The organism is Shewanella litorisediminis, assembly GCF_016834455.1.
Lineage (GTDB): Bacteria > Pseudomonadota > Gammaproteobacteria > Enterobacterales > Shewanellaceae > Shewanella > Shewanella litorisediminis.
This window is the reverse complement of sequence record NZ_CP069213.1, coordinates 1,070,584-1,082,707: the sequence shown is the minus strand read 5'-3', so window position 1 is coordinate 1,082,707 and position 12,124 is coordinate 1,070,584. Positions and strand designations below refer to the sequence as shown.

The following is a 12,124-nucleotide window of genomic DNA, read 5'->3' as shown; positions in this document are numbered from 1 at the left end:
TCCAATCCCTGGTCATAATGTAAAAATCACTTTGTTTACCATACAGATAAAAACCGGCCTTTACAGCTAACCGTATGACATTTTTTTAGCTATCTCACATCGGTGTTTCAGTCTGCATGTCAGGAGAACGTGAAACACATCCTCCTGCGTCCAGTTTCATGCCAGCCAAGGCGCCGACATCAAGCAACAACAAGTGACTAATACTTATAGCTAAATCGGAGTAAAACCCTGATCAAATTATGGGTTACTTATGTTACATTGGTCGCCTTTTACCAAACCATAATAACCTCCAAAGCCGACGGCCGTACCTATGTCGAATATGTCAAAACATCGCCCCATCAACCAACGTGAAGTTCGCCTCAGACAGGATGACGAGCTGATTTCCACCACGGATTTGCGTGGTGTCATCACCTACGTCAATCCCCGCTTTGTTCAGATAAGCGGTTACACCGATCAGGAACTCGTGGGCCACTCCCACAATATTGTGCGCCACCCGGATATGCCGGCAGACGCCTTTGCCGAACTCTGGAGCAAACTCAAAGCCGGGCAGTCCTGGCGGGGACTGGTGAAAAACCGCGCCAAAGATGGCAGCTTTTATTGGGTGGATGCCTTTGTGTCACCCATCTTTGAAGCGGGCAAAATCGTCGGCTATCAATCGGTGCGCCGCATGCCACAAGCCACATGGGTCAGTCGCGCTACCCGTCTCTACCAGAGGCTGCAACAGGGAAAGGGCCTGCCCCGCCAGCTTTCCCTCGGGCAAAAACGCATTATTTCCGCCCTGGTTGCCACCACGGGCTTAGGTATGTGTGGATTGCTGTGGGGCCCCGGCGTGATGGTGGCCGGCGCACTGCTGATGGGGATTAATCTTGCCATTTTCTACGATGAGGCCTTTCGCATCCCTGCCCGCCTGATGGCACTGCAACAGGAGTTCGACTCAGTCAGCCGCCACGTGTACTGCGGCTATGACACCTCATCGATTCTGGACTTTCAATTATTGCTGCAACAGGCCCGCATGCAGGGCGTGCTTGGCCGCAGTCAGGATCAGGCGCTGCAACTGCAGCACATCGCCGAAAACCTGGTGGTCGCCAGCGGTCAAACCGAGGCCAGCCTCGATATGCAGCAAAAGCAACTTGAACAATTGGCCTGTGCCATGGAAGAAATGACCGCCACCATAGGTGAAGTGGCCCTCAACAGTCGCCAGACCTCAGAAAAAATTCGCGATGCACAGCAGCTTTGCCAACGCAATGCCGATGCCATGTCGGAAAAGCGCGTCCGGATCGCAAGCCTCGCCGATGCCGTGGCAGAGGCGGCCAGCAATGCCGAGCGCTTGAATCGTGAAGCCGAAAAGGTCGCCAGTGCCATGTCTGAAATCGATGCCATCGCCGAGCAAACCAATTTACTCGCACTGAATGCGGCCATTGAGGCGGCCAGAGCCGGTGAACAGGGCCGCGGTTTTGCGGTCGTCGCCGATGAAGTGCGGGCCTTGTCTTCCCGCACCCAGCAATCGACCATGAGCATTTCACGCAGTGTTGAGCAGATGTTCAACATGCTGGGGAACTGGGCCGAGGAGATGGCACGCAGCCAGGCAGAAGCCGAAGCCTGTGCTGCAGCCATTGCCGAAAGCGTTGATGATATTCAGGATATTCATGTGCAGATAAGCCAAATCCACGACTTTGCGGAACAAAATGCGGTGGCCTCGGCCCAGCAGGGCTCTGTGGTGGCAGATATGAATAAAAACCTGCAACGAATCGCCCACGGCGCCAATGAAAACCTCGCCGCCATGGCCCTGGTGGGCAAGGCAACACTGGAGCTGCAATCCAGTGCCGATAAGGCCAGCAGCCTTCGCCAAACCTTTGGTCACTAAGGCATGAGCCACAGCACTTGTGGCTCATCCTGCCTCCCAAGAGCAGACGCAACCCGTCTGCTCTTTTTTGTGAAACCCACAATAAACACTTCGCCAACACATTTACAACACGCTGATTATTATCGATTTAGTGCGTGATGTTTCCAATACTCCAGAGTAAGCTATATCCAGTCATTCGCCCTCAATAACTATGCTCAAGCTCAAACTTGAACAATATCGGCGGTGAATCGTTTTACAGCGCAGGTCTTAGAGAGTAATCTTGCCCCTCGCCGAATTCCGGCCTGCATGGACATGCACTGGCCACACAACAGTTAAACTGCGACTCGACCACGGAATGTGGGGAACAGAGTTTTATTCGCAACAGCTTAAGGTGCCAAGACAGTGGCTTCAGAAAAACAAAATCACAACATCAAGACGATACTGACCTTTATCGTCCCCTCCCTGATAGGGCTTCTGCTGTTTATGACGCCCGTCAGTTATCAGGATGCCATCACCATCCCCATCGCTATCATTTCAAAAGCACTGCAACATGCACTGAGTGATATGGCGACGGCCATAGTGACGGCAGTGGTGGTTCTGACCACCCTGGTGTCTCTCATCACCAAGGTGGCAAAGCCCAAATTCATTACCGAAAACGGCTTTTTGAATGTGCTGTTTAATGTCAGCCCCATGTGGTTTTTCATCCGTATACTTGGCGCGGCCTTTATTCTGATGACCTTTGCCGGTGTGGGTCCTGAAGCCATTACGTCAGGTAACACAGGCGGCCTGGTGCTGAATGACCTGCTGCCGGTACTGCTCAGCGTGTTTATTTTTGCCGGTATGCTGCTGCCACTGCTGCTGAATTTTGGTTTGCTGGAACTCTTTGGTGCCCTGCTGACCAAAATTATGCGCCCTGTGTTCAATCTGCCCGGTCGCTGTGCCATCGATTGTATGGCCTCCTGGCTGGGTGACGGCAGTGTGGGTATTCTGCTCACCAGCAAACAGTACGAAGGCCGTTTTTATACTGCCCGCGAAGCGGCGGTGATTGGCACTACCTTCTCGGCGGTATCCATTACCTTTTCTCTGGTGGTGATCTCCCAGGTGAAGCTTGAGGCCCTGTTTGTGCCCTTCTACCTGACCGTGTGTCTGGCCGGTATTGTGGCCGCCATTGTGGTGCCGAAACTGCCACCGCTTTGCTGGAAAAAAGACAACTACATCGATGGCACCCCAAGACATCCGGACGATGAAGTGGTGCCCGCCGGTCACAGTGTGTTTTCCTGGGGCTACGACATGGCGCTCGCCAAGGCAGCCGCCAGCGGCGGTGTTAAAGAAACCATCACCGAAGGCCTGAAAAACGTCGCCGACATGGTACTGGGGATTTTGCCTGTCGTGATGGCCATAGGCACAGTGGCACTGATGATTGCCGAATACACACCGATTTTCGACTACCTCGGCATGCCTTTTATTCCACTGCTTGAGCTGCTGCAAATTCCGGAAGCCACCGCCGCCTCCAAGACCATCGTCGTGGGTTTTGCCGACATGTTTATCCCATCGATTCTGGCAGCCAGCATCGAATCGGATATGACCCGCTTTGTCATTGCGGCCCTGTCTGTTACCCAGCTGATTTACATGAGCGAAGTCGGAGCACTGCTGATTGGTTCACGTATTCCGGTCAATCTGCCGGAGCTTTTCGTGATTTTTGTTCTGCGTACCCTGGTCACCCTGCCGGTTATCGCCGGTGTGGCTCACCTGATATTCTGAGCCTGAACCTGAACATGAACATGACAAACCGGCGCCTGGCGCCGGTTTTTATTTTCCGGCTCGCAACTTTGTCTTCAGCTTCTACACTTTAACTACTTAATCAAAGGGTTTTGTAAGTGAAGCTGATTCTTTCCTCTCTGATTCTCCTCTGTGGTTCACTGCTTTGCGCCGGTGCATTCGGCTATAAACCCGCCTTTCAAACCCTCGAAGCCGAGCACGGCTTATCCATGAATACCGTCAATGATTTGGTCACAGACTCCCGGGGGTATCTGTGGATAGCCACCCAAGCCGGGCTCAACAGATACGACGGAAAACACTTTAAGATTTATACCCAGAGCGATGCACCGAACGGGCCTTCTGCAAACGACATTTCCTTTTTACATCTCTCTGCCAAAGGCGAACTTTGGCTTTTAACCGAAAATGCCGGGGTGAATCTTTATGCCCCTCTCACAGACACGTTTACCGTGTTTGGCACCGAGGCCGGGATCCCCAATGTCCGTTTCACCGGCATCAGCGAAGACCCATCGGGCAATCTTTGGCTGGCAACGGACAAACAGGGGGTGCTGGAGTTTTCGCCAAGCGCAGGCCGGGTGGTTAAGACACACAGCATCCAGGGCCGCAGCAATGTGCTGGGTATTACGGCCGATGGCCGGGGTGGATTTTGGCTGGCCATGCTTGGCGGCGTCTCTCACCTGACGAAGGATGGAGTGTCCACAAGTCCGGATAGGCTCAGGGGATTATCGGTTTCCGCCATGGCAACCGACCCCGCGGGGAACCTCTGGCTTGGCACCGACGACATGGCGCTCTTGCGTTACCGGCCGCAAGAAGATTTGCTTGAGGATTACAGCAGTCTCTTTCCAGCGGACATCACCCGGGTCGCCATTGCCGACCTCCTGTTCGATGTCCGCAGTCACAGCGATCATCGTCACGGCGCCGCACTGGCAAGCACCACGGCTTCTGCCGCGCCAGAGGATCTGGGGCACCTGTGGATTTCCACCGCAGGCGCTGGCCTCGCTGAGCTGGAGACAGGCACAGGGCGACTGCTGCGCTATGAGCATTCCCCCAGCGATTATCGCAGCCTGAGTAACCAAACCCTCACCCGGCTTTGGTTGGATGAGGAGCAGCAATTGTGGATTGGCACCCGCAGTGCCGGTATTGCCCGTTTGTCGTTGCCATCAAGGCAATTAAGGCACATTCATGGCCAGAGCTTTGATAAAGCTAATCTGCAAAACACCGACATCCGCAGTTTTTTCCGCGACAGTCAGGGGCAACTTTGGGTGGGTTCAACCGGCGGTCTGCTTCGGGCAAATGAGTCTGCCGAGGGTGAAATACAGGGCTTTCTCCCCCATGCCTTGCCGCTGCCTGAGCTGACGCACGCCTTTATCAGCTTTATCAGCGAAGATGACGGGGGCAGGCTGTGGATTGGCACCCGCGGCCTTGGCCTGGTGATAGTCAGTGAGGACAGGCAGAGTTTCCGGCAATTTCGTCATGAGCCCGGCAACAGCGCCAGCCTGCCAAGCAATACCCTGTACAGCCTGTTTCGCGATGCTGACCGGCAATTTTGGATAACCACCCTGGACGGCGGCGTGGCACGCATGGAGATGGATACTGGTCGGTTTAGCGCCATCGACAGGAGCAACACCAATATCCTGCCGGAAGATCAGGTGACCGGTATGGCCCAAAGCAAAGACGGTACCCTGTGGATTGCCACGTATGGCGGCGGCCTCGCCATGCTCGATACCCAGGGCCAATACCGGCACTTTAATACGGATTCAACCCCTGCTTTACCCAGTAACCACTTGTTTTCCATCTATATGGAGGACGATGGCAAGCTATGGCTGGCATCGGACAACGGGGTATTTTCCCTTAATACCCAAACCATGGCCGTAGACAGAATCGACAAATCCAGAGGTTTGATAGGCGATGTGGTCTATCTGATGATACTGGATAATAACCACAGGCTTTGGGCCGGTACCGCAAGCGGACTGAGTGTAATTGATACCCGCACCGGCAACATTCGCAGCTTTACCAAAGAGGATGGCCTGCAGGATAACGAATTTAACTTTGGCGCCGCCTTTCTTGACCGGGACAACAGCCTGTTTCTTGGCGGAATTAACGGCTTCAACCATATACATCCGGAGGACCTGCCAAGGCGAACCCCACCGCGGGCGCCGACAATTCAGAGCCTGATGCTAATGAACCAGCCGGCCAAACTCCCCCCCTCCTCAGTCAACACGGGCGAGCGGACCTCGCTGAGCATCAGTCACACAGATAGCCTGTTTGCCCTTGGCTATCAATCGGCGGCCCTCACAGATGCCCACCAACTGAGCTACGAGTACCGCATGCTTGGGTTGGATGACAACTGGTTTAATGACAGCAATCTGCAACAGGCCACCTTTACCGGCCTCAGTCCAGGACTGTACCAGTTTGAAGTCAGGGCCAGGAACATCGACGGCGCCCAGAGTCCCATCACCGCCATGCGTATCCATATCGAAGCCGCGCCATGGCAAACCTGGTGGGCCTATGGCCTGTATTTACTCATGGCCACGGGTATTTTGGGGCTGTTGCTGTACATGAAGTTGTCCAAATACCGCGCCAAAATGGCTCTTATGGACAAGATTGCCCTCAGTGAACAGCGTTTACAGCAGGCGCTCTACAGCAGTGGTGATGAGTTCTGGGACTGGGAAATTGCTGCCCAACGTCTTACCCGCTCCAATACCTATCTGAGCTACCCAGCCCAGGAACAAAATCTGGCCAATACCCTGCTGGCAGTCATTCACCCCGATGATGTCGCAAAAGCCAGAGAGGTGATGGATGATTGTCTCTACCAAGGCGCGGACGAGTTTGAGGTGAGCTACCGCGGCCGCACAGGTGCAGACCAGTGGCTGTGGGTGCTGAACCATGGCAAGGTCATTTCCCGGGATGCAACCGGCCGCCCAGAGCGCATCATGGGTACCATCAAAAACATTCAGCGCCTCAAAGAAGCCGAAGAAGCCCTGCGACAGCTCAATGCCGAGCTGGAGCAAAGGGTCACAGTGAGGACTCAGGAGCTGCAGGCCAAAAATGAAGAACTCAATACCCTGCTCGAGGAGCTTCGCCAGACCCGTGACGAGTTACTGGATAAAGAAAAAATGGCCACCCTCGGCGGCTTGGTGGCCAGTATCACCCACGAAGTAAACACCCCCATCGGGATTTCGGTGACCGCAGCCTCTCACCTTCAGGACAGGGTGAAAGGATTTACCGCCGCCTTTGAAAAAGGCGAAGTGGACGAAGATGACTTTGTGCTGTACCAAAGCGAAGTGAACGACTGCTGCAAGTTGATGCTGACCAACCTTGAACGGGCGGCCAAACTCATCAGCAGCTTCAAAAAGGTGTCGGTTGACCAGTCCCACGAAGAGCTGCGGGAGTTCGACTTAAGCCAATACGTGGATGAGATTTTTCTCTCACTTAATCCCTTGCTGTCGCGCACTCCCCACAAATACAGCTACGAGTGCGACCCCAAGCTATTGATTAACAGCAACCCCGGCATTTTTTACCAGATTATCAGCAACTTGTTTAATAACTCCATTATTCACGCCTACCCGGATGGCCGCAGCGGCACCCTACAGCTCACCATCAAGCGCACCCCAGAGGGCATAGTGCTGGACTACCGTGACGATGGCTGTGGCATGAGTCAGGAGATCCAGGACAATATCTTCACGCCTTTTTTCACCACCAAGCGTGGCAAGGGCGGCAGCGGCCTTGGTATGAATATCGTTTATAACCTGGTGCATCAGGTGCTGGAAGGCGATATTGAGCTGATTACGGCTCCCAATCAGGGGGCCCATTTCATCATTCGCCTGCCCAAAAGTATGGAACTGCCACTTCCCCACTGAGCTGTCATCAGAAAGTCACAGGGCTGTCATTTATCGGTCAAACCCCTTCCTTAGGCTGTAGTCATCCCAAGGGTTTGGAGCCGATATGGACACCAATAAAGCCGCTTCTTCCGCGCAGCGCCGTGGCGCACTGGGACACTTTCGTTGCCTGTGGATTTCGGATGTACATCTGGGTACGCCGGATTGCCAGGCAGGTCCCCTTCAGAGCCTGCTTTCATCCTACCATTACGACAAACTGATACTCGCCGGCGATATCGTCGATCTCTGGGCCCTCAAGCGCCGCAGTTACTGGCCCCAAAGCCACAGGCAACTGCTGGAGCTGCTGCTGTCGCTGGCAGAGCAAGGTACCGACATAGTCTATGTGCCCGGGAATCACGATGAGTGGTTTCGCCGTTTTCACGGCATCAGTTTCCGCGGCATACATATAGAGCGCAGCCACAGGCACCACAGCCGCACCGGACTCGACGTACTGACCATTCACGGTGACGACTTTGACCCCGAAATTGCCATCGGTCGTTTCCATGTGCGCCTGGGCGACAACCTCTATGACCTGCTGCTGTGGCTCAACCGGGCACTGCACCGCTGCCGGAAAGTGCTGGGCTATCCCTACTGGTCGCTGGCCGGTTACATCAAGGCCAGGGTCAGCAAGGCACAGGCCGCCATCAGCAAGTACCGTGAGGTAGCCCTCAAACACTGTGCCCGCCAGGGGGCAGACATGCTTGTCTGTGGCCATATCCACCAGCCTGCACTCATAGAGCAGGATTCATTGATTTATGCCAACACGGGCGACTGGGTAGAAAACACCACCCTGATTGCCGAGACACCCCAGGGAAACTTCCAGCTGCTCAGGTGGAACCACGCCGAGCACCGGCTGGAGCTGGAGCAGGAAGTGCTGCTCAACAACACACGCAAGGCCCAAATCAGGGTTGCCTGAGACAGGATACAAGATGATTTTTACCGTAGATAACCTGATAGACACCCGCCTGCCCGGGATCTCGGCAAGCCGCTGGCTGAAACGCCCTGTGTCGGCTGCCCTGCGTTTTTTACTCCACGAAGAAGAATGTAACCGCATTGCCGCCGAATTCGCCTTTCTGCAGGGCGTCGATTTTGCCGGCGCTGTGCTGGAAACCCTCAACTTCAGCTTTACGGTTCCCGACAGCGACCTGGATAATATTCCGGCCAAAGGCCGGGTGGTGATTTTTGCCAATCATCCCATCGGCTCGTTGGATGCGCTGGCGATGATAAAGCTTGTTGGTGAAATTCGCCCCGACATCAAGGTGGTGGCCAACGAAATCCTGATGGCCATCGAGCCCCTCCATTCCATTCTGTTGCCGGTGCGCAACATGGGCGGTGGCACACCCAAACAGCATCTGGAAGCCATTCATCGCCATCTGCAAAACGACGGCGCCCTGCTTATCTTCCCGGCAGGAGAAGTGTCCCGGCTTCGCCCCAATGGCGTCAGGGACACCCAGTGGCAAACCGGTTTTCTGAAAATCGCCCAGGCCTGTGATGCACCGCTGCTGCCCATGTTTGCCGACGCCCGCAACTCGGCCACCTTCTACGGCACCTCCATGATCTACAAACCCCTCTCAACCCTGCTGCTGGTGAAGGAAATGTTCCGTCAGAAACAGCGAACCATGCCCATACGCATTGGTGAACTCATCGCCCTGGACGCCCTCAAGGCAAAGGACTTTGACCTCAAAACCAAGGTCACCCTGCTGAAAAACCACCTGTATCGCATCGGCAAGAACCGCCCGCCGCTGTTCAAGACCCAGAGCCCCATTGCCCGGCCAGAGTGCCGCGCAGAGCTGAAAGTGGCCCTGGGCGCCTGCGAACATCTGGGGGATACCCAGGACGGCAAAGCCATTTACCTTTACCGGCATCAGGGCTCCAACCCCATCATGCGCGAGATTGGCCGTTTGCGGGAGCAGGCCTTCCGGGCCGTGGGCGAAGGTACAGGTAAGCGCCGTGATATAGATGCCTTCGACAGCCACTACCTGCATCTGGTGCTTTGGGACAGGGAAGCACTGGAGGTGGTGGGGGCTTACCGCTTTGCCAGTGCCAGCAAGCTGCATCAGGAGCTTGGCGCCAACAGTCTTTACAGCCAAAGCCTGTTTGATTATGCCGACGCCTTCGCCCCCTGCTTTGCCGAAGGACTGGAGCTTGGCCGCAGTTTCGTGCAGCCAAGATACTGGGGCAAACGCAGTCTGGATTATCTCTGGTTTGGTATTGGCGCCTTCCTCGCCCGCAATCCCCAGTATCGCTATCTGTTTGGCCCGGTTTCCATCAGCGGCCAGCTCCCCCTGGCAGCCAGAGAGATGTTGGTGGATTTTTACGGCCGTTATTACGGCACCAAAGCACCGCTGGCGGCCCCGAAACAGGCATTCAGATTGTCTGATGAGCGCCGGCGCGAGCTGGACGCGCTGTATCTGGGGCTTTCCATGGAGGACGCCTTTAAACGCCTTAAACACACGCTGTCTGGCATGGGCGTAGCTGTGCCAACGCTCTACAAGCAGTACACGGAGCTGTGCCATGAAGGCGGCGTCTCCTTTGCTGCATTCAGCGTTGACCCGGAGTTCGGCCACTGCGTCGATGGGCTGGTGACAGTGGATCTGACCCATCTCAAAGACAAAAAACGCGAGCGATATTTGGGCGTGCATAGGCCAGAAAATGCCCAGCCGGTGCTCGCAGAGGACGAAGGAGTCTGATATACATAGAGAAACACAGTTTCTCTGGGGCAGAAAATGGAACTCTTGATTGCCGATATCATGATCACCCGGGTGGTCACGGTAGAAATGGATGACAGGCTGCAACTGGTGAAGGAAATCTTTGATCAGGCGAGTTTTCATCACCTGCCTGTAGTGGATGAAGATGGCAGCCTCAGCGGCATGTTGTCGGAGCGGGATCTGCTGCGCGCCATCAGCCCCCACATTGGCGCCATCGGTGAGACCAATCGCGATCAGGAAACGCTGCTCAAGCGTGTGCATCAGGTGATGACCCGCGAACCTGTGACCATAGCGCCCCATAAATCATTGGATGACGCCAGTTATCTGATGCTCGAGTACGGCATAGGATCGCTGCCGGTGCTGGAAGACGGCAAGCTTGTAGGCATCATCACCTGGAAGGACTTGCTCAGGGCCTACAGCCACCTTGGCCACCGCCCCTGACGCTTCTGTTCATATTTTTACATAATTTATCAAAAGCCATTCACGCCCGCCCGCAAGGCCATTCACAACCTTTTTTTATAGTGGACGCATCAAAAAAACGGAGATGCGTCCATGTCACACCCCACTCAATCCCCCAAGGAGAACAGAAGCCGGGAGCTTAAGGGCTTAGGCTTTATTGTTTTTCTGCTTTTTCCAGCACTTACCGTCACCTTTATCAGCCTCTACGGTTTGGCGCTCTGGGTTTACCAGGCCGTCACCGGCGTTGCACCCCACTGATTTTCGAGGATATTGCATATGAAATGGTTCTCTTCTCTCTGGCAAACCCTCGGTAAGCCCGCACTCAGCCTGAGTCTGGGCTTTATTGCCATCAGCGCCTTTGTGATGGGCATTATTTTCTGGGGCGGCTTTAACACGGCGCTGGAAGCCACCAACACCGAAGAGTTTTGTATCAGCTGCCACAGTATGGAAAGCAAGCCCTATCAGGAGCTGCAACAGACTGTGCATTGGTCAAATCACTCCGGCGTGCGTGCCACCTGTCCCGACTGCCACGTGCCCCACGACTGGAGCCGTAAAATCGCCCGTAAGATGGAAGCCTCCCATGATGTATGGGGCTGGCTGTTCCAGACCGTCAACACCGACGAAAAGTTTGAGGCAAAGCGTCTCGAGATGGCGAGCCGCGAGTGGAAACGCTTCGATCGCGATAACAGCCTCGCCTGCAAAAACTGTCACGATTACAACTCGATGAAGTGGGACACCATGTCACCACTGGCGCAAAAGCAGATGAAACGCGCCGCCGAAATCGACCAGTCCTGTATCGATTGCCACAAGGGCATTGCCCACAAGTTGCCGGACATGGGCACCGCCCGCGCCCCTGAGCTGATTGCCGAAGTCGGCAGCGGCGTAACCCCAAGCGTGGGCGAAAGTTACTTCAGCGCCCTGACCAAGCCCTTGTATCTCGATGCCACCACCGCCGAAGAAGCCGGCACCCTGAACGTAGCCACCAAGGTCAAGGTACTGGAAACGAGCGGCAAGCGCGTCAAGGTGGCCATCGAAGGCTGGCGTAAGCGCGTGGGTGCAGGCCGGGTGATTTACTTCAACTTCGGGGTCAACATCCTCTCGGCCCAACTGTCGCTGGATGCCGCCAAAACCCCGGACCTTATCCGCACCTTCGAAGAAAAACAGGACCCCATGACGGGCCTCATGTGGGAGCGGATTGAAGCCGACATCTGGACCGATGCCGATTACCTGCTTGGCGACATTGCCCCGCTGTGGAGCTACGCCAAAACCACCTACAGCAGCAGCTGCAGCGTATGCCACACCCAGCCTGAGGAAGCGCACTTCGATGCCAACACCTGGCCGGGCATGTTCCAGGGCATGTTGGCCTTCGTCAACATGGATCAGGACACCCAGGCGCTGGTACAGAAGTACCTGCAGGAACACTCAGCCACCTTTAACAAAGATGCCCACTAAGGGGAGAC

At 55.2% G+C, this 12,124-nt stretch carries 8 protein-coding genes; all 8 read left to right on the top strand.

Translation table 11 applies throughout. The features are described from left to right. Window positions 1-310: 310 nt before the first annotated feature. The 8 genes from JQC75_RS04765 to torC all read left to right on the top strand — a co-directional run bounded on the left by JQC75_RS04765 (window position 311) and on the right by torC (window position 12,116). Window positions 311-1,864: a methyl-accepting chemotaxis protein gene (locus JQC75_RS04765; protein WP_203326325.1), complete on the top strand. Its 1,554-nt coding sequence runs from the start codon at window positions 311-313 to the stop codon at window positions 1,862-1,864. Between the two features lie 381 nt (window positions 1,865-2,245). Continuing rightward, entirely contained in the window at window positions 2,246-3,604 is a 1,359-nt protein-coding gene (locus JQC75_RS04760; protein WP_203326324.1) for a YjiH family protein, read from the top strand. A gap of 116 nt (window positions 3,605-3,720) precedes the next feature. Beyond that, on the top strand, window positions 3,721-7,479 hold the full coding sequence (locus JQC75_RS04755) for a two-component regulator propeller domain-containing protein (RefSeq protein WP_203326323.1): 3,759 nt from the start codon (window positions 3,721-3,723) through the stop codon (window positions 7,477-7,479). Between the two features lie 85 nt (window positions 7,480-7,564). Continuing rightward, window positions 7,565-8,413 (top strand): UDP-2,3-diacylglucosamine diphosphatase, encoded by an 849-nt coding sequence (locus tag JQC75_RS04750; RefSeq protein ID WP_203326322.1) that lies wholly within the window; start codon window positions 7,565-7,567, stop codon window positions 8,411-8,413. A 13-nt stretch (window positions 8,414-8,426) separates the two neighbouring features. Continuing rightward, on the top strand, window positions 8,427-10,187 hold the full coding sequence (olsF, locus tag JQC75_RS04745) for a bifunctional ornithine lipid synthase OlsF (RefSeq protein WP_203326321.1): 1,761 nt from the start codon (window positions 8,427-8,429) through the stop codon (window positions 10,185-10,187). Window positions 10,188-10,223: 36 nt separating this feature from the next. After that, complete coding sequence (locus JQC75_RS04740; RefSeq protein WP_203326320.1) at window positions 10,224-10,646, top strand: CBS domain-containing protein; 423 nt, start codon at window positions 10,224-10,226, stop codon at window positions 10,644-10,646. 111 nt (window positions 10,647-10,757) lie between these two features. After that, the gene (locus JQC75_RS04735) at window positions 10,758-10,922 is read left to right on the top strand and encodes a periplasmic nitrate reductase, NapE protein (RefSeq protein WP_203326319.1); all 165 of its coding nucleotides are present in this window, start codon (window positions 10,758-10,760) and stop codon (window positions 10,920-10,922) included. 18 nt (window positions 10,923-10,940) lie between these two features. Continuing rightward, window positions 10,941-12,116: a pentaheme c-type cytochrome TorC gene (gene torC / locus JQC75_RS04730; protein WP_203326318.1), complete on the top strand. Its 1,176-nt coding sequence runs from the start codon at window positions 10,941-10,943 to the stop codon at window positions 12,114-12,116. Window positions 12,117-12,124: the final 8 nt, after the last annotated feature.

Excerpts from the sequence above, each read along its gene's own strand:
- JQC75_RS04750 (WP_203326322.1), top strand. The coding sequence starts at position 7,565 with ATGGACACCAATAAAGCCGCTTCTTCCGCGCAGCGCCGTGGCGCACTG.
- JQC75_RS04740 (WP_203326320.1), top strand. The coding sequence starts at position 10,224 with ATGGAACTCTTGATTGCCGATATCATGATCACCCGGGTGGTCACGGTA.
- JQC75_RS04765 (WP_203326325.1), top strand. The coding sequence starts at position 311 with ATGTCGAATATGTCAAAACATCGCCCCATCAACCAACGTGAAGTTCGC.
- olsF (WP_203326321.1), top strand. The coding sequence starts at position 8,427 with ATGATTTTTACCGTAGATAACCTGATAGACACCCGCCTGCCCGGGATC.
- torC (WP_203326318.1), top strand. The coding sequence starts at position 10,941 with ATGAAATGGTTCTCTTCTCTCTGGCAAACCCTCGGTAAGCCCGCACTC.
- JQC75_RS04735 (WP_203326319.1), top strand. The coding sequence starts at position 10,758 with ATGTCACACCCCACTCAATCCCCCAAGGAGAACAGAAGCCGGGAGCTT.